The following is a 26,026-nucleotide window of genomic DNA, read 5'->3' as shown; positions in this document are numbered from 1 at the left end:
TGCCCTCACCCCAGCCCTCTCCCACAGGGAGAGGGCGCAAACCCAACAAACATCAACCACGGATCCGTAGGCCGGGTAAGGCGTAGCCGCCGCCCGGCGCTTTTGACGTTACCCCAATATCTCATTCAACACCGGTCCGATCTTCTCAAACGCCTGCGGTGAAATGATATCCACGTGGGCGCAGTCCTGGCTGTACACCTCAAGCTCCGCCACCCACGGCGCCCACGCAACCTGAGGATCCATCGTTCGCGTACGCTCGGCGACAAACAGCGTCGCTTTTCCGCCAAAGCGCGCGCTGTGCGCCGTGGTGAGTAACCGCACCGCGTCGGCGTAGTTGCCCTCGATAGCGTTAAACAGCTCGCTGGAGCCCTGCCCCTGCTGAGCGGCGATAAACGCCTGACGCTCGCGCTCGATTTCCGCCAGCACTTCCGGGTCGAGGCCGTTGGCCTCTTTCTCCGCCCAGTTCTGGGTTTCCGGCGGCCAGGTATCCAGCAGGCCGAGGAAGGCCACCTCTTCATCCAGCTCGCGCAGACGGGCGGCAATTCCCTGCGCCAGCGTACCGCCGAGGGAATAGCCGAACAGATAATACGGCCCCTGCGGCTGCTGCTGACGCAGCGTAGCCAGGTGGTGCTCAATGACTCCATCCAGATCCGCACGCTGCTGCATCGGGCCGTCCGGGCGCGGCGACTGAATGCCGGTGATCGACCAGCGCGGGCTGAGATAGCGCGCCAGCACGCTAAACTGCCAGGCAAAGCCGGACGCCGGATGGAAGCAGAACAGCGTCGGGCCGTCGCCTTCCCTCAGCGGAAGAAGTGTTTCATACCCCAGCCGCTGCGCCTGCTCGTCGCTCATCTGCGAGTCCAGCAGCGCGCTGAGCTTGCTCACCGTCGAGGCGACCATAATCTGCCCCGGCGTAACCTTGCGCTCGAACGCGCGGCTAAGCTGTGCCGCCAGGCGCATCGCCAGCAGTGAATGTCCGCCGAGGGCAAAGAAGTCGGCCTCAACGTCGTTCACCTCGCAGCCCAGTAGGGCGGAAAACGCCTGCGCGACGGCGGCTTCGGTTTCCGTCTCCGGCGCGCGGCCGGATGTTTTGCTGGTCAGCTCCGGCAGCGGCAGCGCCTTGCGGTCGAGCTTGCCGTTCGCGCTGAGCGGCAGCGCGCTGATTTGCAGCAGCACCACCGGCACCATGTGCGGCGGCAGCTGCGCTTTGAGCGACTCCAGCAGCGCGTCGCGATCCAGCGGTAAGCCGGATTCAGAGACCATGTATCCCACCAGCTGGCGGGCATCGCCGCCGGTGGCCGCCGCCTGGTTGAACACGCAGGCGTGCGCCACGGCCTGAGCCACGTCCGGCAGCGACAGCATCGCCCGGTCGATTTCACCCAGCTCGATGCGCTGGCCGCGAATTTTTAGCTGATCGTCGCTGCGGCCGAGATATTCCACCGCCCCGTTGTCCAGCCAGCGGGCAACGTCGCCGGTGCGGTACATCCGCTCGCCGGGGGCAAACGGGTCGGCAATAAAGCGGCTGGCGGTGAGGTCCGGACGGCCCAGATACCCCTGCGCCAGCTGAATGCCGGTGAGATACAGATCCCCCGCCACGCCGAACGGCACCGGGCGCATCATCGCGTCCAGAATGCGCAGCCCCGTGTTCCACACCGGGAAGCCGATCGGCACGCTGTTGCCTTCCACGGCCGCCAGCTCGGGACCAAACGCCGGATACCAGCTCACGTCCACCGCCGCTTCGGTTGGGCCATAGAGGTTATGCAGCGGCGCACGGGTGAGCTGCTCCCACTCGCGGCACAGCTCGGTCGGCAGCGCTTCGCCGCTGCAGAACACCTGCTTAAGGGTTTTGCAGCACGCCGCATTTTCCGGCGTCAGCGAGGCGACAAACGCCGCCAGCATCGACGGCACGAAGTGGGTAGTGGTCACGCCGTACTGGGCAAAGAAGCTCTGCATCGCCTGCGGATCGCGGTGCGCGTCCGGCTCGGCCATCACCAGCTTCGCTCCGGCGATAAACGGCCACCAGAACTCCCACACCGACACGTCAAAGCTGCACGGCGTTTTCTGCGCCACCATGTCCGTCGCGTCCAGCGGGTAATGGTCCTGCATCCACTTCAGGCGGTTAACGATAGCGGTATGGCCGACCATGACCCCTTTCGGGCGGCCCGTCGAACCGGAGGTAAAGATGATGTACGCGGTCTTCTCCGGCGTCGCCAGCCGCAGCGGTTCAGCATCCGTGGTCTGTAACAGTGTGTTGTAACTAAACGAACTAATCGGCAGATCGCTAAAGCGCGAACGCTGTTCGTCGGTGGTAATGAGCAACGAAGGTTTGGCATCTTCCAGCATCATCCGCAGACGGTCGTCCGGGTAGCCGGTGTCGAGCGGCAGCCACGCGGCACCGGCCTCGACGATGCCGTGCAGCGCCAGCGTCAGGAACACCGAGCGCGGCAGGGCCACCGCCACGCTGTCGCCCGGCTTCACGCCGCGCGCGCGCAGCAGGTTTGCCAGCGCGATCACCTGCTCGCGCATCTGACGATAGCTAAGCTCAATATGCGCGTCCGCCAGCGCGGGGGCGTCCGGCGTTTTGCTCGCCTGCTCCGCCACCAGATCCGCCAGCGTTGTGGACGGCAGCGCCAGCCCGGTATCGTTGATGCGCGCCAGCTGCTGATATTCCTGCTCCGAAACGGTTTCCACTTCGCCGCAGCGCAGGTCAGGGTTGGCCGCAAACTGCATCAGCATCGCGTTCAGACGCGCGACGTGACGGGAAAGCGTCGCTTCATCGTAACGCTGTTTATTGGCGAGGATCTCAATGCTCAATCCGCCCTGCTCGTCCGGGAACAGCGCCAGCTCGAGATCGTTCACCGGGCCGGTTGCCAGCGTGTGGGTGATGGCCTCCACGCCGTCGATATCCAGCTGATAATCGAACACCTTGACGTTCAGCACCGGGCCAAACAGCGCTTCGTCGCCTGCGGCACGCCCGCCGTCGCGCACGATTTGCTCGGCGTCGTAGCGCTGGTGACGGCGCATTTTTTTCAGCTGATTCGCCAGGCGCAGCGCCAGCTCCGGCAGGCTCTCCTGCGGGTTGATATTCACCGCCAGCGGCAGGACGTTGAGCACCGGCCCGGTCGCGGTCAGCGCGGCCGAGCCCATGCGGCGCATAAAGATAAACCCGGCGGCATAGTCAAGCCGCCCGGTCAGGCGGCCCAGCCACAGCGCCACCAGCGCAAGCGCCAGATCGGTGCGCTGCGCCTGCCCTGCCGCCTGTGCAAGCTGGCTAAAGGCGCGACCGTCAGCGGCGATTTTCAGGCGCAGGATATCGGTAGTGGCGGCGCGTCCCGGCAGCGGTGCGGAAGAGAGCGAGACCGGAGAAGGAAGCTGCCTGCGCTGCTCCGCCCAGAAGGCACCGTCGCGCGCGTAAGCCTCGCTGTCGCGATAGTGCTGATACTCTTCAACCACTTCCGCAAACGGCGTGAACGGCGATTCCGGCGTGCTTTCGCCGTTTTTCCATGCTCGATAGATAGCGGCGATCTGGCGGGTAATCGCCGGGAAGCTGAAGCCATCCACCACCAGATGGTGATAGCGCTGATACCAGTACCAGCGGTTTTCACCTACCTGAATCAGCTTATGTAACGCCAGCGGCTGACCGCTGTCGACGCGCAGGTTTTGATTGAGATCGGCCTCCATCAGCGCCACGGCGTCGTCGTGAGAGGCAACGCGAACGATGGACGGCTCCGGCAGAATGAAGGTGTCATCCACCCACTGCCACACCTCGCCGTTCTCTTCGGCAAAACGCATCCGCAGGGTATCGGCCTGCATCATGCCTTCCGCAATCGCTTTTGCCAGCAGTGGCGCGTCGATATCGCCTTTCAGTTCGGTGTAGTGCGCCACGCTCCAGGCGTTTGGCAGGGAGGACAGCTGTTCCGCCATCCAGATACCCGGCTGGGCGGCGACGAGAGGAAGACGGTTCATGCGCTCCCCTCCGCATAATGGGACGGTTCAAGCGTGCGCCAGTGCCCGGCCAGCCACTGCTGGCACGCCTCCTGAGACTGCGCTTCGCACACCACGCGCCACCCCGCAGGCAGTTCGCACTGCTGCGGCCACAGGCTGTACTGCCCCTGGTCGTTTTGCAAAATGGCGAACTGTCCCTGCGGATTATCGAAAGGATTGCTGAATTCCATACAGACTCCGTTATTGAATGAGCGGCTGCCAGAGGGTCATCAGCCCCTGCGTCAGCCCACCGCGCCAGCAAAGCGCATCGTGTCCGCCGTCAACCTGACGCCAGGTAACCTGCTGCTGCGCGCGTAGTTCGGCGTAAATCGCCTGATTGGCATTGAAAATCAGCGGCTCGTTGCGCCCGGCCTCAAGGACGATACGTAGCCCGCTCGCGGCTAGCTCACCCGCTCTGAGCTGTTCAATGAGGCACCCGTCCTGCTGCCCGCCGCGGTGCGGCCACCAGTACGAGCCGGACTGGCTCAGCACGCAGCCAAAACGCTGCGGCCAGTTGAGGCCAGCATAAAGCGAAGAGAGTCCGCCAAAGCTCTGGCCCGCCACCACGGTACGGTCGGCGCGGTCGCTAAATGGCGCGAGATTTTGTACGAGAGGGAGAAGTTCTTCCTGCACCGCCAGCCAGAAATCGGGATTACAGGGCAGTTCCCGGCTGCGGTGTTCCGTGTCGATCGCATCAATTAAGACGTAGACCGCAGACGGCAGTTTGCGCTCGGAGGTGAGCGAGGCCAGCGTGGGCCAGACCGGCATGCTTTCGGCCCAGAACTGCCCGTCGAGCAGCACCGCCAGCGGGCGCTCGGGGCCGTCATCCCCGGTGGCAAAAATCCACACGCGGCGGCGGTTGTTCAAACGCGCGCTGTTCCACTCAATGCAGACAGGCGGCTGATACGGCGTATCGGGACGATCCCAGCCGGGCTGAACGGGCGCGTCCGGCATCTCAAGCGCCGAGACGGCATGACCGCGCCCGCCGCGCCAGCTCTGCGGATTCAGCGGGTCGGACACCGCGTGCGGCAGCAGCTTGCGCCAGCCTTCGCGCAGCGCCATGCGGTCCGGCCGTGCGCCTTCAAACACGGTATCGGCAAAATCATTTTCATTCACAGAAGGGATAAAACAGTAGCTCCCGCGCCACTCGGGGCTGAACTCGCCCTGCCACTGCCAGACGTCGGTATCCGGGATGCGTTCGAGGGACTGCGGGCGGGCAAGTTGATGGTGATCGGTCACGCCGGTGATGTAGAGCCAGACGCGTTTAACTGCTGACGTCTTCTGCGTTCCTGCCGGGTCTCGCCACCAGAAGGTGACGCGATAGCTCGCCCTCAGACGTTCCCATTCTGGCCCGTTTTTCGACTGCCACCAGGCTTCACTTCCGGTTGTTAACGCCGTCACCCTTATAACCTCATGTTTAACAGACTTTTTTGCTTCAGGACAAATTTTATTGATAATATTATTGATAACTATTTGCATTTGCAATAGCGTAATGCCCGCGCTGTGGGAAGCGCGCTCATTAAATAACCATAAAAGCGGGACGTACAATGAATAAGAAGATTCACTCTCTGGCCTTGCTGGTCAATTTAGGGATTTATGGTGTTGCGCTGCCCGCCATGGCAGACGACAAGACCGCCTCTGCGCAGCACGAAGATACGATGGTGATCACCGCCGCCGAACAGAATTTACAGGCGCCGGGCGTGTCAACCATCACCGCCGATGAGATCCGTAAAAACCCGCCCGCGCGGGACGTGGCTGAAATCATCCGCACCATGCCGGGCGTTAACCTGACCGGAAACTCCACCAGCGGCCAGCGCGGCAACAACCGTCAGATTGACATTCGCGGCATGGGCCCGGAAAACACGCTGATCCTGATCGACGGCAAGCCGGTGACCAGCCGTAACTCCATCCGTCTGGGCTGGCGCGGCGAGCGCGACACCCGCGGTGATACCGGCTGGGTGCCGCCAGAGATGATCGAACGCATCGAGGTTATCCGCGGCCCGGCCGCCGCGCGCTATGGCAACGGTGCGGCAGGCGGCGTGGTAAACATCATCACCAAAAAATTCGACGACCAGTGGCATGGCTCCTGGAACACCTACCTGAACGCGCCAGAACACAAGGACGAAGGTTCCACCAAACGCACCAACTTCAGCCTGAGCGGGCCGCTGGGCGGCGACTTCAGCTTCCGCATGTTCGGTAACCTGGACAAAACCCAGGCCGACGCGTGGGACATTAACCAGGGTCACCAGTCTGACCGTACCGGTGCCTACGCCGACACGCTGCCGGCGGGCCGTGAGGGTGTGGAGAATAAAGATATCAACGGCGTGGTGCGCTGGGACTTTGCGCCAATGCAGTCCCTGGAGTTCGAAGCAGGCTACAGCCGTCAGAACAACCTCTACGCGGGCGATACCCAGAACACCAACAACGATAACAGCTCCAGCGGGCTGGTGAAGAAAAACTACGGCAAAGAAACTAACCGTATTTATCGTCAGAACTTCGCGGTCACCTGGAACGGCGGCTGGGATAACGGCATCACCACCAGCAGCTGGGCGCAGTACGAACACACCCGCAACTCGCGCCTGGGCGAAGGGCTGGCGGGCGGGCTGGAAGGCCTGTTCAACAGCAACAAATTCACCGACACCGACCTGGCCGACGTGATGCTGCACAGCGAAATCAACCTGCCGATTGATTTCCTCGTCAACCAGAACCTGACCCTGGGAACCGAGTGGAACCAGCAGCGCATGAAGGACTCAACCTCCTTTACGCAAACCCAGCAGGGCGGCACCATTCCGGGCATGAGTAACGATCGCAGCCCGTACACCTCAGCGGAGATCTTCTCCCTGTTCGCGGAAAACAACATGGAGCTGACCGACAGCACCATGCTGACCCCGGCGCTGCGCTTCGACCACCACACCATCGTCGGCAACAACTGGAGCCCGTCCCTGAACCTGTCGCAAGGTCTGGGGGATGACTTCACGCTGAAGATGGGGATCGCGCGCGCCTATAAAGCGCCGAGCCTGTACCAGACCAACCCGAACTACCTGCTGTACAGCAAAGGCCAGGGCTGCTACGCCAGCGGTGACGGCGTGGGCTGCTACATGATGGGCAACGACGACCTGAAAGCGGAAACCAGCATCAACAAAGAGATTGGTCTGGAGTGGAAACGCGACGGCTGGCTGGCGGGCGTGACCTGGTTCCGCAACGACTATCGCGACAAGATTGAAGCGGGCTACGCGCCGATCGGTCACACCTCTTCCGGTAAAGTTCAGACGGATATCTACCAGTGGGAAAACGTGCCGAAAGCGGTGGTCGAAGGGCTGGAAGGCTCCCTGAACGTGCCGGTCAGCGACACGATTAACTGGACCAACAACATCACCTACATGCTGCAGAGCAAGAACAAGGAGACCGGCGACCGTCTGTCGATCATTCCGGAGTACACGCTGAACTCGACACTGAGCTGGCAGGTACATCAGGACGTGTCGCTCCAGTCGACCTTTACCTGGTACGGCAAGCAGCAGCCGAAGAAGTACAACTACAAAGGTCAGCCTGTGACCGGGTCTGAGAAAGATGAGGTTAGCCCGTACAGCATCGTTGGCCTGAGCGCGACCTGGGACATGACCAAAAACGTCAGCCTGACCGGCGGCGTGGATAACGTCTTCGACAAACGCCAGTGGCGCGCGGGTAATGCCCAGACAACCGGAAACACCACCACCGGTGCGTATATGTACGGTGCGGGTGCGTATACGTATAATGAACCGGGTCGCACCTGGTACATGAGCGTGAATACGCGTTTCTGATACAGGCAGTAACTCCCCCTCTCCCCGTGGGAGAGGGCCGGGGTGAGGGCATCAGGCCGCACTATTTGCTGATAGAGGAAAAACATGCACACCACCCACAGCACGTTCATTCTCGCCGGCCACACCGTCCATCGCGTCACCTTCGACCCAACCACCTTCACCGACACCGATCTCCTTTGGCTCCCCCACCACGCTGAGCTTTCAAACGCCGGGCGCAAACGCAAAGCCGAGCATCTTGCCGGACGCATCGCCGCCGCGCATGCGCTCGGTGCGATACATGAACGCGCGATTCCCGGCATCGGCCCCAGCGGCGAACCGCTCTGGCCGGAATGGGTTTCGGGAAGCATCACTCACAGCGGCACGCAGGCAATGGCGGTTGTCGTTCGTCTTCCAGATGCGCTGGTGGGTATTGATTGCGAAGCCATTCTTGCGGAGCGTGAAGCCCGTGAAATCCAGGACGGCATTATTGATGCGCAGGAGGCGATGTGCCTGATGCGTTCGGGCTACCCCTTTGCGCTAGCATTGACGCTCGCTTTTAGCGCCAAAGAGAGTTTGTTTAAAGCCCTCTTCCCACAGGTGAAGATTTTCATGGGTTTTGAGTGGGCGAGAGTCACAGAGGTAACGGAAAAAACAATCACACTGGCGCTTTCGCGCCCGGCTGGAGACTATCCTGAGGGTAAACGCTTCACCCTCGTCTGGCAGCATAATGATGGGAACGTGTGGACGCTGCTAAAAGCCTGATGGCTCTGCGCTTATTAGGCCTACGGTAAAGCGGTTTTGTAAGCCGGGTAAGCGCAGCGCCACCCGGCGCTCACTACCCCGCAAGCGCTCTGTAAAACGCGGGATTATCTCTAATCACATTCAGCACTTTCGCCGCTAATCCCGTTGGGTTTCGCCGTTTCGACTCCCAGCTTTTAATCGTGTCAACGCTTGTACCCAGAGCCTTCGCCATTTCGCTTTGAGTGACATTTAACTGCTCTCTTATCGCCCGAACGTCCGCGACCTCATAGCGAGTTACTCGTGATGGCGTTTTCTTACCACGTTGGATTTCGGCTGCCTCTTCAAGCGAAGCCTTCAGTTCATCGAAGATACTCATTGTCTGCCTCTTTTGCCTGATGGAGTACATAGTACACCTTTAATTAACGAAACTGGAAGCGGTATTTGTGAGAACAGACGTGAGCTTTTTGAGTTCGGCTTTCTCTAGATCGGTCAGGCTGTCCTTCATGCTTTTTGGGTAGGCCATGATGAAATAAATCACCTCCTCCGTGGCCAAAAAGTAGATCACTCTGGCACCGCCTCTCTTTCCCTTTGAGCCTGCGGCCATCCTGATTTTCCGTAACCCACCCGTGTGTTGGATCAGGTCGCCTTTATCAGGCCAGGCAATGAGTTCCTTTTGGAGATCCTTTAATTCATCATCCGTAGCAATGCTTTTAATCTGCCGGGTAAAGAGTGATGTTTCGATAAACTCTATTGCGTGACTCATCCATAGTTCCTTCCCTGGACGCAGCAAAAGCCTGAATGCTTCAGCACCAGGCTTTTGCTGCATGGTTACTCTTCCTTGAGTAATATTGCGCCGAATAACTGTGTTTATATACAGCAAAAGGGTATTTTAAGAATCCGTTTAGACATCCGGGAACATCACGCTATTCCCCGGCGCTTCCCTGTGCAGATGGATAAAGTTCAGGTGCCGTTCATACTGGTCCAGAATGTCCGTAATCACCTGCTCCTTGCTGTAGTCCATCAAATCATTCCCCTGGCTGCCTTCCAGCAGGAAGGTCTCAAGACGGTAGTAGGTCGACTTCCCGCTGCGCGCCCGGTAGGTAAAACCGGGCACCGAATACTGCTGCGGCCAGATCTGATAGACAAAGTTCTGCTCGTCGCCCATGTGTACCAGCAGGTCCAGGTGCCCCAGGTTCTCGCCCTCCTCCGGCGGCAGGTTTTTCAGCTCCACGTACGCGCCGCGCAGCCTCAGCTCCTGCGCGACCTCTTCCATCGCCGGGAAGCAGACCGTCTCCATCATCTGTTTGGTGTAGCGCGTGCCCGGGTAGTTCATCAGGCGCGAGAGGCGTTTTTTCCAGCTCAGCCTGTCCTGCGCGCCCATCGGACGCGGCGCGGTGTCGCGGCTGGCGCTGACGCGGCGGTAGTCTTCCACCTTGAGCGATTTATACAGCCCGGCCATCACAAAGAAGATAACGAAGCTGAACGGCAGTCCCATGATCACCGTGGTGTTCTGCAGCGCAGAGATACCGTTGGTCATCAGCATGCCGAGCGTCAGCAGGCCGATGGCGACAGACCAGAAGATGCGCAGCCAGTTCGGCGCGTCGCTGTTGATGTCTTTGAGCTTCGAGGTGAAGTTGCCCAGCACCAGCGCGCCGGAATCCGCCGAGGTGACGTAAAACAGCAGGCCGGTGATGGTCGCCACGGAGGCGCTAAAGGTGAACGCCGGGTACTGCGCCAGCAGGCTATAGAAGCCGCGCTCCGGGTGCGCCATCGCTTCCTGCGCGAAGGTTGCATTGCCGTGGATGATCTCATGGAGCGCGCTGTTGCCGAACACCGACAGCCACAGCAGGGTAAAGGTGAACGGGATAATCAGCGTGCCCATCACAAACTGGCGGATGGTGCGGCCACGTGAAATACGCGCCAGGAACAGGCCAACAAACGGCGACCACGCCACCCACCACGCCCAGAAGAACAGCGTCCAGTTGTTCATCCACTCTACCGGGCGGTCAAAGGCGAAGCTGTTCAGCGTCATGCCCATAAAGCGGTTTACGTAGTCGCCCACGTTCAGCACTAAGGCATTGAGCAGGAACGAGGTATCGCCCATAAACAGCACGAACAGGATCAGCCCCAGCGCCAGCGCCACGTTCAGCTCGGAGAGCACGCGGATGCCCTTATCGACGCCCGACGTCACCGAGATGGTGGCGATAATGACTGAGAGCGCAATCAGCGCCGCTTTGGCCGCCATCGAATCCGGGATATCAAACAGCACGCTCAGCCCGTAGTTGAGCTGCACCACGCCAATCCCGAGCGTCGTCGCAATACCGAAGATGGTGCCGATCACCGCAGCGATATCGACGCTGTGGCCAATCGGGCCGTTAATTTTTTTACCGAAAATCGGATACAGCGCGGAGCGGATGGTGAGGGGCAAATTATAACGATAGCTAAAGTATCCGAGCGCCATGCCCATCAGGGCGTACATCGACCAGCCCGTCAGTCCGTAGTGGAACAGCGTCCAGACCATCGCCTGGCGCGCGGCCTCCATCGTCTGCCCTGCCCCTTCCGGCGGCTGCATATACTGCGTGACCGGTTCCGCCACGGAGAAGAACATCAGGTCGATGCCGATGCCCGCGGCAAACAGCATCGCGGCCCAGCTCAGCAGGCTGAACTCGGGCTTGGACTGCTCCGGCCCGAGCTTCACCGAACCGAAGCGCGAGCAGGCGATGCAGACCACGAAGACGATATAGAGCGTCGCAGCCAGCAGATAGTACCAGCCGAAGGTCTTCGACACCCAATTGAGGGTGCGCCCAATCCACTCGGCAGAAAAATCACGAAAGAAGATGGTCGTCAGGGAAAACAACAAAATCAGCCCGGCGGAAGTATAAAAAACGACCGGGTTGATTTTGTCTTTTTCTCTGTCCTGTGAAAGGTCTGTCATCCAGTATCCCCACTATTTTTGTAACTATTAAAATCCAAATCCGCAACAATTAAGACACATTTTATATTGAACGTCCAATCAAAAACCGCTTTAATGTATTACTAACGCTGATGAATGGAGTGGCAAAAATGCCCAAAGTGGGGATGCAGCCGATCCGGCGCAGGCAGCTTATCGACGCCACGCTGGAAGCAATAAATGAAGTGGGAATGCACGACGCGACGATCGCGCAGATCGCCCGTCGGGCGGGCGTTTCCACGGGGATCATCAGTCACTACTTCAAAGACAAAAACGGCCTGCTGGAAGCGACCATGCGCGACATCACCGGCCAGCTGCGCGACGCGGTAGTAAGCCGCTTACGCGCCCTGCCGGACGGCAGCGCGGAGCAGCGCCTGCAGGCGATTGTCGGCGGCAATTTTGATGAAACCCAGACCAGCGGCGCGGCCATGAAGGCCTGGCTGGCCTTCTGGGCGAGCAGCATGCACCAGCCGATGCTCTACCGCCTGCAGCAGGTGAGCAGCCGCCGTCTGCTGTCGAACCTGGTGTACGAGTTCCGCCGCGAGCTGCCGCGCGAGCAGGCCCAGGAGGCGGGCTACGGGCTGGCGGCGCTGATCGACGGGCTGTGGCTACGCGCCGCGCTGAGCGGCAAGCCGCTGGATAAAACCCTGGCGCAATCGCTCACCAGCCACTTTATCAGCCAGCATTTACCGACCGAATAACCGAGGAGAATTTATGTCCCGAATGGCAGAACAGCAGCTTTATATCAATGGTGGTTATACATCCGCCACCAGCGGTCGCACCTTCGAGACCATCAACCCGGCCAACGGTGAAGTTCTGGCGAGCGTACAGGCCGCCGGGAGAGAAGACGTCGATCGCGCCGTGGAAAGCGCAACACGCGGGCAAAAAATCTGGGCGGCGATGACCGCCATGGAGCGCTCGCGCATCCTGCGTCGCGCCGTCGATATCCTGCGCGAGCGCAACGACGAACTGGCGAAGCTGGAAACCCTCGACACCGGTAAAGCGTTTTCTGAAACCTCCACCGTCGACATCGTCACCGGTGCGGACGTGCTGGAGTACTACGCGGGGCTGATCCCGGCGCTGGAAGGCAGCCAGATCCCGCTGCGCGACACCTCGTTCGTCTACACCCGCCGCGAGCCGCTGGGCGTGGTGGCGGGCATCGGCGCGTGGAACTACCCGATCCAGATCGCCCTGTGGAAATCGGCCCCGGCGCTGGCGGCGGGCAACGCGATGATCTTCAAGCCGAGCGAGGTCACCCCGCTCACCGCTCTGAAGCTTGCCGAGATCTACACCGAAGCGGGCGTGCCGGACGGCGTGTTTAACGTCCTGCCGGGCGTGGGCGCGGAGACCGGCCAGTACCTGACCGAGCATCCGGGCATCGCGAAAGTCTCCTTCACCGGCGGCGTCGCCAGCGGCAAAAAGGTGATGGCCAACTCGGCTGCCTCCTCCCTGAAAGAGGTGACGATGGAGCTGGGCGGCAAATCCCCGCTGATTATTTTCGACGACGCGGATCTGGATCTCGCGGCGGACATCGCGATGATGGCGAACTTCTTCAGCTCCGGCCAGGTGTGCACCAACGGCACCCGCGTGTTCGTGCCCGCGAAATCTAAGGCCGTGTTTGAGCAGAAAATCGTCGAGCGCGTGGGCCGCATCCGCGCGGGCGATCTGTTCGATGAACGCACCAACTTTGGCCCGATGGTCAGCTTCCCGCACCGCGACAGCGTGCTGCGCTACATCACCAAAGGCAAAGAGGAAGGCGCGCGCGTGCTGTGCGGCGGCGACGCGCTGAAGGGCGAAGGTTTTGACAACGGCGCGTGGGTCGCCCCGACCGTGTTCACCGACTGCACCGACGAGATGACCATCGTGCGCGAAGAGATCTTTGGCCCGGTGATGTCCATCCTCACCTATGAAAGCGAAGAAGAAGCCATTCGCCGCGCCAACGACACCGACTACGGTCTGGCGGCGGGCATCGTCACTGCCGACCTGAACCGCGCGCACGGCGCCATTCATCAGCTCGAAGCGGGCATCTGCTGGATCAACACCTGGGGTGAATCCGCCGCAGAGATGCCGGTCGGCGGCTACAAACACTCCGGCATTGGCCGCGAGAACGGCGTGATGACGCTGCAGAGCTACACCCAGGTGAAGTCCATCCAGGTTGAGATGGGTAAATTCCAGTCCATATTTTAACCGGGAGGTTTATTTGCAATTTGACTACATCATTATCGGGGCCGGCTCTGCCGGCAACGTGCTGGCAACGCGACTGACTGAAGATCCGAACACCACCGTCCTGCTGCTTGAGGCGGGCGGGCCGGATTACCGCTTTGACTTCCGCACCCAGATGCCCGCCGCGCTGGCATTCCCGCTGCAGGGCAAGCGCTACAACTGGGCGTACGAAACCGAGCCAGAGCCTTACATGAACAACCGCCGCATGGAGTGCGGACGCGGCAAAGGGCTGGGCGGCTCGTCGCTGATCAACGGCATGTGCTATATCCGCGGTAACGCGATGGACCTCGACAACTGGGCGAAAGAAACGGGCCTTGAGCACTGGAGCTACCTCAACTGCCTGCCCTACTACCGCAAGGCAGAGACGCGCGACGTGGGGCCGAACGACTACCACGGCGGCGACGGTCCGGTGAGCGTCACCACCTCGAAACCGGGCGTGAACCCGCTGTTTGAGGCGATGGTGGAAGCGGGCGTGCAGGCGGGCTATCCGCGCACCGAGGATCTCAACGGCTACCAGCAGGAAGGCTTCGGCCCGATGGACCGCACGGTCACGCCGCAGGGCCGACGCGCCAGCACCGCGCGCGGCTATCTTGACCAGGCGAAGCCGCGCCCGAACCTGACCATCCGCACCCACGCCACGACCGATCGCATTATTTTTGACGGCAAGCGTGCGGTGGCCGTCGAGTGGCTGGAGGGCGAAAGCACCATTCCGTCCAGAGCGACGGCGAACAAAGAGGTGCTGCTGTGCGCAGGGGCCATTGCCTCCCCGCAGATCCTCCAGCGCTCCGGCGTGGGCAGCGCAGACCTGCTCGCCGAGTTCGATATCCCGCTGGTGCACGACCTGCCCGGCGTGGGCGAGAACCTGCAGGATCACCTGGAGATGTATCTTCAGTACGAATGCAAAGAGCCGGTCTCTCTCTACCCTGCTCTGCAGTGGTGGAACCAGCCGAAGATTGGCGCCGAGTGGCTGTTTGGCGGCACCGGCGTGGGCGCGAGCAACCACTTCGAAGCGGGCGGGTTTATCCGCAGCCGCGAAGAGTTCGAATGGCCGAACATTCAGTACCACTTCCTGCCGGTGGCGATTAACTACAACGGTTCGAACGCGGTAAAAGAGCACGGCTTCCAGTGCCACGTCGGCTCCATGCGCTCCCCGAGCCGCGGCCACGTGCGGATTAAGTCCCGCGATCCGCACCAGCATCCGGCGATCCTGTTCAACTATATGTCCCACGAGCAGGACTGGCAGGAGTTCCGCGACGCGATTCGCATCACCCGCGAGATCATGCACCAGCCCGCGCTGGACAAATACCGCGGTCGTGAAATCAGCCCGGGCGTCGAGTGCCAGACCGACGAACAGCTGGACGAGTTCGTGCGCAACCACGCCGAAACCGCCTTCCACCCGTGCGGCACCTGCAAGATGGGCTATGACGAAATGGCGGTGGTCGACGGCGAAGGCCGTGTACACGGACTGGAAGGGCTGCGCGTGGTGGATGCGTCGATCATGCCGCAGATCATCACCGGCAACCTGAACGCCACCACCATCATGATTGGCGAGAAGATTGCCGATGCCATTCGCGGAAGCGAGCCGCTGGCGAAGAGCACGGCGGCGTATTATGTGGCGAACGGGGCGCCGGTAAGACGCTAAACCATTTCCCCTCTCCCCACCGGGGAGAGGGGTTTAACCTACCCCTTCAAAAATTTATTTTCATTTCACTGCATCCAGTTTCCCCCCTGCCCTCGTATGTGAGTATGTGAGCAACGCCTTTGCTCCCTAATCCGAGGATAAATGATGAAAAAGCTACTCAGTGTTGCATTCGTATCCAGCGCCTTGCTCTTCTGTGCAGGCGCATCAGCGGCCATGACGTCTGGCTCCGTAATGGTGGGCGGAGCGGAAATGTTCCCGAGCAAAAACATTGTTGAAAACGCCGTGAACTCAAAAGATCACACCACGCTGGTGGCGGCGGTCAAAGCGGCCGGGCTGGTGGAGACGCTGCAGAGCAAAGGGCCCTTCACCGTTTTTGCGCCAACCGATGCGGCGTTTGCAAAATTGCCTGCGGGTACGGTCGACAATCTGGTGAAGCCGGAAAATAAAGCGCTGCTCACCAGCATTCTGACCTATCACGTGGTTGCGGGTAATTACGATATGAAAGCGCTGGAGCAGAAAATTAAACAGGGCGGCGGCCACGCGGAGCTGAAAACCGTTAACGGGCAACCGCTGTGGATCATGAGTAACGGCCCGCACAATATTCAGCTCAAGGATGGTAAAGGCAACGTGGCGAACATCAGCACCTACGACGTCCATCAGAAAAACGGCGTGATCGATGTGATTGATACCGTCCTGATGCCTAAGTAGTTGTCTATACTTCGGAAGTGTGACGTTGCCTTCCGGGAAAAACATGGATAACGCGCTGGCTGAACAGCAGTTGAAATTAATGCAGGCGATCGCTAATGGCGATCGCCGCGCATTTGAACAACTTTACCGACTCACATCGCCTCACCTGTTTGCCGTCGCGCTGCGCATGCTGCGCCATCGCGCCTGGGCAGAAGAGATCCTTCACGACTGTTTTGTCACCGTCTGGAGTAAAGCCGAAACCTATAACGCTGCCCTGAGCTCCCCGATGACCTGGCTTACGCATATTGTTCGCAACCGCTGTATTGACTGGCTGCGCAGCGGGCAAACCCGCGCTGCCGCCCATGAGGAGTCGTATTCGGAAGATATTCTGCTGGGCGACAGCGATGAGCAGAATAACTGGCACGACGACGCGCAGGCAGCGCGGCTCAGGCATTGTCTGGAACATTTGAGTCATGAACAGCGCCAGAGTATTACGCTCGCCTACTATCAGGGCATGTCCCACAGCGACATTGCCGACTGGCTCCAGCAGCCCGTGGGCTCGGTAAAAAGCTGGATCCGCCGCGCGATGGATCATCTTCGGGAGTGCGTGGGCCTATGAATGACAGCGAAAAACGCGATGACATGCTGGCTGCGGAATATGCCCTCGGCACCCTGCGCGGAGGGGCGCGGCTTCAGTTCCAGAAAAGACTTGCCGCTGAGCCCGGTCTGGCCGCCCGCGTGGCGTACTGGCAGGAAACGTTCAGCACGCTCGACAGTCATCTCGCGCCCGTTACCCCGCCCGAGACGGTCTGGAAGAAGATCGCCCTCGATCTGCCGCCGAAAAAGCCTTTGCGCCAAAGCCGGCCTTATCTCGGCTGGATGGTCGCGGCCGGCATCGCCGCCGTTAGCGCGGTAGCCTGGTATACCACCCGCACGCCGGAACTCGCACCGCTGATGGTGCTCAACGACGCCCAACAGCACGGACAGTGGATCGTCAGCGCGGACAGCCGCCGCCAGTATCTGAGCATAACCCCTCTCAGACCGAACGCTGTCGCGGCGCAAAACAGCCTGCAGCTTTGGCTTATTCCTGCCGGGAAGGCCCCGATATCCCTTGGGCTGCTGCAAAGTGATATACCGACCCATGTTGCTCTCAGAAACAACACCCTTACCCCTGACGCGATGATAGCCATAAGCCTTGAACCTGAGGGGGGATCCCCCACCGGTCAACCCACCGGTCCCGTGCTCTACAGTGGAAAAATTTAATTCTCAGGCCTTGTCCGCAGGGCCGCGAGGATCGGCAAATTTCATTCTGTTCATATGATTGTTACATATAAGAATTAAATATTAGGACTGCAATTAATTTAATTATTGAAAAACGTTATTGACATTCTCTTCCGCACGCCATTAAGTTTTAAGCGAGTATTATTTCATTCCAGATACAGAATATATCAAAAACGAGCATTTAAGAATTTTTCATAATTCTTAAACCTCTCCCTTCTTTTTATTTATTTTGAATCATACAACAGTGAGATAAGATCATGAATAATAGTGCAAACAAAGTTGTGGTTATCACCGGTGCCAGCAGCGGTATCGGTCAGGCCATTGCCCTTCATTTAGCCGACAAACCGTTTTCGCTGGTCCTGGTCGCGCGCCGTCTGGATAGAATCAACGCCCTGGTGGATCAAATTATTCAGCAGGGCGGGCAGGCGATTGCCGTTAAGGCCGATGTCACACGCCAGGAAGAGGTACAGAAGGCGATAAACGCCGCCGTCGCCGCATACCAGCGCGTCGATGTACTGATCAACAACGCGGGCTATATGGCTATTGCCCCCATCAGCGAACTCAAAACCGACGAGTGGGACAGGATGATTGATACCAATATCAAAGGCGTGCTGTACGGTATCGCGGCGGCATTCCCGGTGTTCCAGCGTCAGGGAAGCGGACACTTTATTAACGTTGCCTCCGTGGCGGGCATCAAGGTCCTTGCCCCCGGTGGCGTAGTGTACAGCGCCACGAAATTCGCCGTCCGCGCCCTGAGTGAAGGGTTACGTCAGGAGGCGGGGAAAACCATTCGGACTACCCTTATTTCCCCCGGTGCCGTTGAAAGCGAACTACAGTTTGGTAGCTCTGATGTCCCGAGCAAACAGTTCCTGCATGAATTTTACAAGCAGGCTATTCCGGCAGAGTCGATTGCCCGTTCCGTTTTATTTGCCATCGAACAGCCAGGCGACGTTGATATTAATGAAATTGTTGTTCGCCCCACGCAGGAAGAATTTTAGCACGCCTTAAATAACACTGAATGAGGTGTCATTATGATTAAATCATTAACGTCCTTATCAGATTTAAATATGCGCTCTGGCGCCGATATTCTCCTTGAGGTTCTTGAGAGTGAAGGCGTGGAATATATATTTGGCAACCCCGGCACGACGGAACTTCCGCTGATTGACGCCCTGCTCCGGCATGAAAACATTCACTATATTCTGGCGCTCCAGGAGAGCAGCGTGGTCGCCATTGCCGACGGCTATGCGAAAGCCTCCGGCAAGACCGGTTTTATCAATTTGCACACGGCCAGCGGCCTCGGACACGGGATGGGAAACTTAATCAACTCGCGGATCATGAAAACGCCGCTGGTTGTCACCGTCGGGCAGCAGGACACGCGGCACTACGTGCGTGACCCGCTCCTGTACGATGACATTGTCTCCATTGGATCGCCGGTGGTGAAATGGGCGCAGGAGGTCACCAGCGCCGATCAGCTCCCGGTTCTTGTGCGCCGCGCCTTTCACGCCGCCAGCTACCCTCCCGCGGGTCCGGTGCTGCTCTCTCTGCCAATGAACGTGATGGAAGAGCTCAGCGACGCCGGGATACAAACGGCCTCTAAGGTGAACTATCACACCGTGGCGGGCTCGCTGGACGAGCTGGCGGAGAAGCTGAGCCAGGTTACGCCCGGCAGGATCATGATTGTGGCGGGGGATGAGGTTCACTCCAGCGGCTCGACGCAGGAGATTGTCCAGCTTGCAGAAGCGCTCGGTGCCCACGTTTACGGCTCCTCCTGGCCGTTGAACCTCCCCTTTCCCACGCAGCACGCGCTCTGGCGCGGCAACATGCCCACCACCGCCTGCGAAATTGCCAGCGTCGTTAACGCCTACGACGCGGTGTTTATTATCGGCGGCAGAAGCCTGATCACCATTCTGTACAGCGAAGGGGACGCGATCCCGGGGACGTGCGCGGTTTATCAGCTTTCAGCCGACATGAACGAGCTGGGCCGCACCTACGCCACCCGCCTCTCGGTGATGGGGGATATTAAACTCTCCCTGAAGGAACTGTTACCGAAGCTTGAGCAGCGCCGGGTGGCAAGCAAATTGACGCATCAGCGGCTGCTCAAAACGGCACACGCTGAACGTGAAAAAGAGTGGAAACAGCAGGAAGAGCGTCTGGCTGCCGAGCGGCTGCGCCCGGCGATTTCGCCGATGGTCGCGGCCTACGAGGTGATAAAGTCCGTTCCGCCGGGCACCACGATTGTCGACGAGGCGATTGCAACGGCCAGACACGTTCGCCGGTTTATTTCCGACCAGCAGCACCCGCGCTACTACTTTATGCGCGGTGGCGGTCTGGGCTGGGGTATGCCTGCGGCGGTGGGACACTCGCTGGGGCTGGGCCGCGAGCCGGTAGTGTGCCTGATGGGCGACGGCGCTTCACTGTATTCCCCGCAGGCGCTCTGGACGGCGGCACACGAAAATCTTCCCGTCACCTTTATCGTTATGAATAACCTGGAGTACAACGTCCTGAAAAACTTTATGAAGAGCCAGCCCGCCTACAGTTCGACGCAGATGGGACGCTTTATCGGAATGGATTTGGTTAACCCGCACATCGATTTTCAGTCGCTGGGCAGCGCCATGGGCATCCGCTGCTGCCGGGTTACCCAGGCGGCGGACATCGCCACGGCGGTGGCTCACGGGCTGCAATCCGGCAAAACCAACTTAATTGAAATCGTGATTTCGGCAGATTAATCACAGAATGTCGCTGTACCCTACATAACCGTTCCTATAACCGAAATGCCTCAAGCCTTTTAATCTGCCGCCCTTGTGCGTCAAAATTTTCCGCCGCCAGCCAGGCGCGCAGTTCGGCGTCTCTTTGCGGCCATTCGCCGTCAATAATAGAAAGCATATCGCTGTCGCGGTTGCGCCCTTTGCGCACCAGCTTCTGGCGCAGGCGTCCTTCCCAGACAAACCCCAGCCGCTCCGCCGCCCTGCGTGACGCAATGTTCATGGAATCGCACTTCCACTCGAGGCGCCGGTAGCCGTGCTCAAACGCATTTTTCAGCAGCAGCCACATCGTTTCGGTGCCCATCCGGGTCCCTTTCATCCTGCGCGACCAGGTCACGTGACCAATTTCCACCGACCCCAGCAGCCGCTCGTTTGCCATATAGCTCACCAGCCCCACCGCTCGTTCGGTGCGTAAATCAATGACGGCAAATGGTACCAGCTCATCGTCCATGACCTTCTCCATGATCCAGTGCGCGGTAGCTTCCACGCTCGTTGGCTGCGTGCTGGCAAGCCACGTCCAGTCGCTGTCGTCGCCCAGCGCGTAGGCCTCGTAGAGATCGGCCGCGTGGCGATCGGCATCCAGCGGCTCCAGGCGGCAATACTGGCCGAACAACGGCGTGCGGGTTAATACGCGCGCGCCTTTCCAGTCGGGAACGATATCGTTGACGGTTTGACCATGTTGATTGATTTCGGGCACGGCGGTGACTCCCTGAAAGGTAAGGAGTTTGTTATAGCAGGTTAAAAAGCGGGCGAAAAGCAGCGCATTTTAATAGCCCAAGCGCATGCGATATTCCCGGAAGGCATAAGCAAAGCTGAATTTCGACTTTGCGGAATGTAAGAGTCGACCTAACGTAGCGGAGCATAAAACAATCACAATATATTCTTCTCAGGGATCGCTATGACGAAAAAACTGTTGCCGTTACTGGTGCTGGCTGCGCTCTCAAGCGCTGCCCACGCCTCTACTCCGCCCAACACGCTGGTTGTTGCCCAGGGGCTTGATGACATCGTAAGCCTCGACCCGGCCGAAGCCAACGAGCTTTCCAGCATCCAGACCGTGCCGAGCCTCTATCAGCGCCTGGTACAGCCGGACCGCGATAACCCGGAAAAAATCACCCCGATTCTGGCGGAAAGCTGGGAAGCGGACGCGGCAGCAAAAACGCTCACGATTAAACTTAAGCCCGATGCCAAATTCGCGTCCGGCAATCCGCTTCGCCCGGAAGACGTGATCTTCTCCTACACCCGCGCCGTGACGCTGAACAAATCCCCGGCATTCATCCTGAACGTGCTGGGCTGGGACGCGAGCAACATCGCCAGCCTGCTGAAAAAGGTGGACGATCACACCCTCACGCTTCACTGGACGGCGGACGTGAGCCCGTCGGTGGCGCTGAATATTCTCTCCACGCCGATTGCCTCCATCGTCGATGAAAAGCAGGTCGCGGCGAACGTGAAGGATAACGACTTCGGTAACGCCTGGCTGAAAATGCACTCGGCGGGCAGCGGCGCGTTCAAAATGCGCGTCTATCAGCCGCATCAGGCCATCGTGCTGGAAGCCAACGAGTCAGCGCCCGGCGGCGCGCCGAAGCTCAAAAGCATCATCATTAAAAACGTCCCCGACCCGGCTTCACGCCGCCTGCTGATCCAGCAGGGTGATGCGGACGTGGCGCGCGATCTGGGTGCAGATCAGATAAGCGCCCTGAACGGCAAGCCGGGCGTGAAGGTGCTGAGCATTCCGTCCGCCGAGCAAAATTACCTGGTGTTTAACACCGGCAACAGCGCCAACCCGCTGCTGAACAACCCGGCGTTCTGGGAAGCCTCGCGCTGGCTGGTGGACTATGAAGGCATCACCAAAAATCTGCTGAAAGGCCAGTACTTTGTTCACCAGAGCTTCCTGCCGGTCGGGCTGCCGGGCGCGCTGGAAGACAATCCATTTACGTTTGACCCGGCAAAAGCGAAAGCGATCCTCGCCAAAGCGGGGATTAAAGACGCGCACTTCACGCTGGACGTGGAGAACAAGCCGCCGTTTATCACCATCGCCCAGTCGATGCAGGCGAGCTTTGCCCAGGGCGGCGTGAAGGTCGATCTGCTGCCTGCCGCCGGGAGCCAGGTCTATGCCCGCGTGCGCGCAAAGCAGCATCAGGCGGCGATTCGTCTGTGGATCCCGGACTACTTCGACGCGCACTCTAACGCCAGCGCCTTTGCGTGGAACGATGGCAAATCCAGCACCGTGGCCGGGCTGAACGGCTGGAAAATCCCGGAGCTGAACAAAGCCACGCTGGCGGCGGTAGCCGAACCGGATCCGGCGAAGCGTCTGGATCTCTACAAGAAGATGCAGGAGCAGCTGCAGCAGAATTCGCCGTACGTATTTGTCGATCAGGGTAAAACCCAGATCGTGGTGCGCGATAACGTGAAGGGGTATCAGCAGGGGCTGAACGCGGATATGGTCTGGTACGATCGCGTCACGAAGTAGCCCTTCTCCTTCTCCCTCTCCCGTGGGAGAGGGTTGGGGTGAGGGCAACATCGCGCAACAGAGCCGCCTGTTCCCCCTCACCCCCGCCCTCTCCCACAGGGAGAGGGGGTCGTCCGTGCATATTTTCAGGATAATGATTGTCGCATGCCACATCTTTCCACCCGCGTGCTCCAGGGCCTGCTGACCCTGCTGCTCACGCTCTTCGGGCTGCTGCTCGTCACGTTTGCGCTCTCGGCGTTTTCACCGGTCGATCGCGTGCTGCAGATCGTCGGCGATCACGCGAGCCAGTCAACCTACGATCAGGTTCGCCACCAGCTTGGGCTGGATCGCCCCCTGCCCGTGCAGTTCTGGCACTACCTGCAAAATCTTGCACACGGTGATTTAGGCACGGCCAGCGCCACCGGTCAGCCGGTGCTGCAGGACCTGCTCCACGCGTTCCCCGCCACGCTTGAGCTGGCGACGCTGGCGTTAATCATCGGCGCCGCGCTCGGCGTGATTGCCGGGGTGCTGTGCGCCCGCTACGCCGGTTCGCCGCTCGATCTCGCCATCAGAACCCTCACCCTGCTCGGCAACTCGGTGCCCATTTTCTGGCTCGGCCTGCTGATGCTGGCCCTGTTCTACGCGAAGCTGCAGTGGAGCGCGGGTCCCGGCAGGCTGGACGATATCTGGCAGTTCACCGTCGATCCGCGCACCGGCTTTGCGCTGGTGGATACCTGGCTTTCCGGCGACCGCGAGGCGTTCCGCAACGCCCTCAGCCACCTGGTGCTGCCGGTGCTGCTGCTGGCCTATTACTCGCTGGCGAGCATCACCCGCCTGACGCGCTCCGCCTGCCTGAGCGAGATGAACAAAGAATACATCCTGCTTGCCCGCGCCAAGGGAGCCGGGGAGATGGCCATTCTGCTGCGCCACGTGCTGCCGAACATTCGCGGCACCCTGCTGACGGTGATCGCCCTCGCCTACACCAGCATGCTGGAAGGCGCGGTACTGACCGAAACCGTCTTCTCCTGGCCGGGCATCGGGCGCTACCTCACCACCGCCCTGTTCGCCGGAGACACCACCGCCATCATGGGCGGCACGCTGCTGATTGGCGTGAGCTTTGTGCTGATCAATAACCTTACCGACCTGCTCGTGCGGGCGACCGATCCCAGGGTGCGCTGATGCCGTTTTATCTTTTCTTACGCCGCCTGCGCCGCTCCCCCGCCGCGTTTTGCGGGCTGGCTGCCATCGCGTTGCTGGTGGCTATCGCCCTGTTCGCGCCGTGGCTCGCGCCGCTTGACCCGAACTGGCAGGACGCCGCCGCGCGCCTGCAGGCACCCAATATCCAGCACTGGCTGGGCACCGACAGCTACGGGCGCGACCTGCTCTCGCGTCTGATTTACGGCACCCGTCCGGCGCTCGGGCTGGTGGCGTTAGTCACCGTTATCACCCTGCCCGCCGGGCTGCTGGTGGGGATTTTGTCCGGCTACTACGGCGGCTGGATGGAGCGCATCCTGATGCGCTTTACCGACGTGGTGATGTCGATGCCGCGCCTGATCCTCGCCTTCGCGTTTGTGGCGATGCTTGGCCCGGGGCTGGTCAACGGCGCGCTGGCGCTGGCCCTAACCACCTGGCCTGCCTACGCGCGTCAGGCGCGGAGTGAAATTCAGCGTCTGCGCCACAGCGACTACCTCGCCGCCGCCGAGATGATGGGCATTCGCGGGCTGCGCCTGCTGGTCGGGCATATTCTGCCCCTGTGTCTGCCGTCCGCGATTGTGCGGCTGGCGCTGGATCTGGCGGGGATTATTCTGGCGGCTGCCGGGCTGGGCTTCCTCGGCCTTGGCGCGCGTCCTCCAATGGCCGAATGGGGCGCGATGATCGCCGACGGCATGCAGGTCATTTTCGACCAGTGGTGGATTGCCGCCATTCCGGGCGGCGCGATTCTGTTTGCCAGCCTCGCCTTTAACCTGCTGGGCGATGGCCTGCGCGACGTACTGGAGCCACAGCATGACTGAACAACGCGTCATCGTCGATGCGCTGAATATCGACTACCCCGCCGCGCGCGTGGTCAACAGCCTGAGCTTCACGCTGGGCAACGAGCGGCTGGCGCTGGTGGGGGAATCCGGCTCGGGCAAATCGATGTCCGCCCGCGCCCTGATGGGGCTGGTGCGCAAGCCCGGCATCGTGAGCGCGAACCGGCTAAACGTGCTCGGCAACGACCTGCAGACCCTGAGCACCCGCCGCTGGCAGGCGCTGCGCGGTAACGGGATTGCGATGGTCCTGCAGGACCCGCGCTACGCGCTGAACCCGGCGAAAAACGTCGCCGCTCAGCTTGATGAAGCGCTGACCCTGCATCAGCGCCTGCCCCGCGCCGAGCGCCTGGCGCGCATTCACGGCATCATCCGCGCCGTCGGACTTAACGAACATGTCCTCACGCGCTACCCCGGCGAGCTCTCCGGGGGCATGGGCCAGCGGGTGATGATTGCGATTGCGCTCATCAACAACCCGCAGGTGCTGATTGCCGACGAACCCACCTCCGCGCTGGATGCCCGGCTGCGCAACCAGATCCTCGAGCTGCTGGTGCAGCAGAGCGAAGAACGCCGGATGGCGATGCTATTAATCAGCCACGATCTGCCGCTGGTGGCGGAACACTGCGACCGCGTGCTGGTGATGTATCAGGGCGAGAAGGTCGATGAGATGGCGGCGAGCCGGCTGCCGCAGGCGACGCATCCGTATACGCGCACCCTGTGGACCTGCCGTCCAAACGCCAACACCTTCGGCCAGATGCTGCCGACGCTGGACCGTTCGCAGCCGTGGAAGGAGACCGATAATGACGCTCGTTGACGTTAAGGATCTCCAGGTGAGCTTCGGGGAGAAAACGGCGGTGTCCGCCGCCAGCTTTGCCATCGAGAAAGGTGAAACCTTCAGCCTGATCGGCGAATCCGGCTGCGGGAAATCGACTATTCTGCGCGTGCTGGCGGGGCTGCAGCGCGAGTGGAACGGCCGCATTTCGATCCTGGGAGACGCGCTACGGCCTGGGCGGCGTTTTGAAGGCGAGCTTCGCCGCAACGTGCAGATGGTGTTTCAGGATCCGTGGGCGTCGCTGCACCCGAACCACACCGTTGCGCGCACCCTGTCGGAGCCGTTACACATCCACGGCGAAACGCAGATTGCGGACAAAGTGGCGGATGCGCTGCAGCAGGTGGGGCTTTCCGCCGACGCGGGCAAGCGTTATCCGCATCAGCTTTCCGGCGGCCAGCGCCAGCGCGTGGCGATTGCCCGCGCGCTGCTGCTGCGCCCGCAGCTTCTGCTGCTGGACGAGCCGACCTCGGCGCTGGATATGTCCGTACAGGCGGAGATCCTGAACCTGCTCAACCGCCTGAAAGCCGAGCACGGCATGACCTACCTGCTGGTGAGCCATGATGCGGACGTGATTGCGCATATGTCCGACCGGGCGGCGTTTATGGCGCACGGGGAGATCCAGAGGGTGTTTGACCGCGAGGCGATGTTAAGAGGCGAGCACAGGATGGGGTAAGT

General features: G+C 60.4%; 22 protein-coding genes. 15 read left to right on the top strand and 7 right to left on the bottom strand.

The genetic code is table 11. The annotated features are described in order from the left end of the window. Positions 1–108: 108 nt before the first annotated feature. Genes entF through fes form a run of 3 tightly spaced genes read right to left on the bottom strand, consistent with a single transcriptional unit; the run spans position 109 to position 5,385 of the window. Complete coding sequence (gene entF / locus AC2TE5_RS05745) at positions 109–3,966, bottom strand: enterobactin non-ribosomal peptide synthetase EntF (RefSeq protein WP_484612823.1); 3,858 nt, start codon at positions 3,964–3,966, stop codon at positions 109–111. Continuing rightward, positions 3,963–4,175 (bottom strand): MbtH family protein, encoded by a 213-nt coding sequence (locus AC2TE5_RS05740; protein ID WP_484612822.1) that lies wholly within the window; start codon positions 4,173–4,175, stop codon positions 3,963–3,965. The genes entF and AC2TE5_RS05740 overlap by 4 nt, the downstream gene beginning before the upstream one ends. 10 nt (positions 4,176–4,185) lie before the next feature. Beyond that, on the bottom strand, positions 4,186–5,385 hold the full coding sequence (fes, locus tag AC2TE5_RS05735; protein ID WP_484612821.1) for an enterochelin esterase: 1,200 nt from the start codon (positions 5,383–5,385) through the stop codon (positions 4,186–4,188). A gap of 146 nt (positions 5,386–5,531) precedes the next feature. Here fes and AC2TE5_RS05730 point away from each other — a divergent pair, with 146 nt between their 5' ends. After that, positions 5,532–7,781, top strand: coding sequence for a TonB-dependent siderophore receptor (locus tag AC2TE5_RS05730; protein WP_484612820.1), 2,250 nt, complete (start codon positions 5,532–5,534; stop codon positions 7,779–7,781). Positions 7,782–7,865: 84 nt separating this feature from the next. Further along, positions 7,866–8,522 (top strand): enterobactin synthase subunit EntD, encoded by a 657-nt coding sequence (entD, locus tag AC2TE5_RS05725; RefSeq protein ID WP_484612819.1) that lies wholly within the window; start codon positions 7,866–7,868, stop codon positions 8,520–8,522. Between the two features lie 73 nt (positions 8,523–8,595). Here entD and nadS read toward each other — a convergent pair whose 3' ends face one another. The 3 genes from nadS to betT all read right to left on the bottom strand — a co-directional run bounded on the left by nadS (position 8,596) and on the right by betT (position 11,436). After that, positions 8,596–8,877 (bottom strand): NadS family protein, encoded by a 282-nt coding sequence (gene nadS, locus AC2TE5_RS05720; protein WP_484612818.1) that lies wholly within the window; start codon positions 8,875–8,877, stop codon positions 8,596–8,598. 39 nt (positions 8,878–8,916) lie between these two features. Continuing rightward, positions 8,917–9,264 carry a type II toxin-antitoxin system RelE/ParE family toxin gene (locus AC2TE5_RS05715; RefSeq protein ID WP_484613313.1) on the bottom strand — a complete coding sequence of 116 codons (348 nt, stop codon included), beginning with the start codon at positions 9,262–9,264 and terminating at the stop codon, positions 8,917–8,919. Between the two features lie 138 nt (positions 9,265–9,402). Then, entirely contained in the window at positions 9,403–11,436 is a 2,034-nt protein-coding gene (gene betT / locus AC2TE5_RS05710) for a choline BCCT transporter BetT (protein ID WP_484612817.1), read from the bottom strand. 128 nt (positions 11,437–11,564) lie between these two features. Between betT and betI the strand changes: the two genes are divergently transcribed. The 8 genes from betI (at position 11,565) to AC2TE5_RS05670 (ending at position 20,010) form a co-directional block, all read left to right on the top strand. Further along, positions 11,565–12,152 carry a transcriptional regulator BetI gene (gene betI / locus AC2TE5_RS05705; protein ID WP_063145249.1) on the top strand — a complete coding sequence of 196 codons (588 nt, stop codon included), beginning with the start codon at positions 11,565–11,567 and terminating at the stop codon, positions 12,150–12,152. Positions 12,153–12,165: 13 nt separating this feature from the next. After that, positions 12,166–13,638, top strand: a complete 1,473-nt coding sequence (gene betB, locus AC2TE5_RS05700; RefSeq protein WP_213328742.1) for a betaine-aldehyde dehydrogenase — start codon at positions 12,166–12,168, stop codon at positions 13,636–13,638. Between the two features lie 13 nt (positions 13,639–13,651). Continuing rightward, complete coding sequence (betA, locus tag AC2TE5_RS05695; protein WP_484612816.1) at positions 13,652–15,316, top strand: choline dehydrogenase; 1,665 nt, start codon at positions 13,652–13,654, stop codon at positions 15,314–15,316. A gap of 144 nt (positions 15,317–15,460) precedes the next feature. Further along, the gene (locus tag AC2TE5_RS05690; protein WP_484613312.1) at positions 15,461–16,024 is read left to right on the top strand and encodes a fasciclin domain-containing protein; all 564 of its coding nucleotides are present in this window, start codon (positions 15,461–15,463) and stop codon (positions 16,022–16,024) included. A 43-nt stretch (positions 16,025–16,067) separates the two neighbouring features. Then, positions 16,068–16,622, top strand: coding sequence for an RNA polymerase sigma factor (locus AC2TE5_RS05685; protein ID WP_484612815.1), 555 nt, complete (start codon positions 16,068–16,070; stop codon positions 16,620–16,622). Then, positions 16,619–17,266 carry an anti-sigma factor gene (locus AC2TE5_RS05680; RefSeq protein ID WP_213328831.1) on the top strand — a complete coding sequence of 216 codons (648 nt, stop codon included), beginning with the start codon at positions 16,619–16,621 and terminating at the stop codon, positions 17,264–17,266. Before AC2TE5_RS05685 ends, AC2TE5_RS05680 begins: the two co-directional genes overlap by 4 nt. A gap of 275 nt (positions 17,267–17,541) precedes the next feature. Next, entirely contained in the window at positions 17,542–18,282 is a 741-nt protein-coding gene (locus AC2TE5_RS05675) for an SDR family oxidoreductase (RefSeq protein WP_213328746.1), read from the top strand. Positions 18,283–18,315: 33 nt separating this feature from the next. After that, on the top strand, positions 18,316–20,010 hold the full coding sequence (locus AC2TE5_RS05670) for a thiamine pyrophosphate-binding protein (protein WP_484612814.1): 1,695 nt from the start codon (positions 18,316–18,318) through the stop codon (positions 20,008–20,010). Between the two features lie 34 nt (positions 20,011–20,044). On the opposite strand, the gene AC2TE5_RS05665 is transcribed toward AC2TE5_RS05670, so the two are convergent. Next, positions 20,045–20,743: a GNAT family N-acetyltransferase gene (locus AC2TE5_RS05665; RefSeq protein WP_484612813.1), complete on the bottom strand. Its 699-nt coding sequence runs from the start codon at positions 20,741–20,743 to the stop codon at positions 20,045–20,047. A 201-nt stretch (positions 20,744–20,944) separates the two neighbouring features. On the opposite strand from AC2TE5_RS05665, the gene AC2TE5_RS05660 reads away from it, so the two are divergent. The 5 genes from AC2TE5_RS05660 (at position 20,945) to AC2TE5_RS05640 (ending at position 26,024) form a co-directional block, all read left to right on the top strand. Further along, complete coding sequence (locus AC2TE5_RS05660; protein ID WP_484612812.1) at positions 20,945–22,513, top strand: ABC transporter substrate-binding protein; 1,569 nt, start codon at positions 20,945–20,947, stop codon at positions 22,511–22,513. Positions 22,514–22,657: 144 nt separating this feature from the next. Further along, a complete protein-coding gene (locus tag AC2TE5_RS05655) occupies positions 22,658–23,671 on the top strand; it encodes an ABC transporter permease (protein ID WP_484612811.1) in 1,014 nt (337 codons plus the stop codon). Beyond that, entirely contained in the window at positions 23,671–24,504 is an 834-nt protein-coding gene (locus AC2TE5_RS05650) for an ABC transporter permease (RefSeq protein WP_108090641.1), read from the top strand. Before AC2TE5_RS05655 ends, AC2TE5_RS05650 begins: the two co-directional genes overlap by 1 nt. Continuing rightward, entirely contained in the window at positions 24,497–25,333 is an 837-nt protein-coding gene (locus AC2TE5_RS05645; protein ID WP_484612810.1) for an ABC transporter ATP-binding protein, read from the top strand. The genes AC2TE5_RS05650 and AC2TE5_RS05645 overlap by 8 nt, the downstream gene beginning before the upstream one ends. Beyond that, positions 25,320–26,024, top strand: coding sequence for an ABC transporter ATP-binding protein (locus tag AC2TE5_RS05640; protein ID WP_213328752.1), 705 nt, complete (start codon positions 25,320–25,322; stop codon positions 26,022–26,024). The genes AC2TE5_RS05645 and AC2TE5_RS05640 overlap by 14 nt, the downstream gene beginning before the upstream one ends. Positions 26,025–26,026 lie beyond the last annotated feature (2 nt).

The sequence above is a fragment of the Enterobacter sp. N5-15 genome (assembly GCF_057221635.1).
Note: the sequence above shows the minus strand (reverse complement) of the source record. Positions and strands in the feature narration are given on the sequence as shown.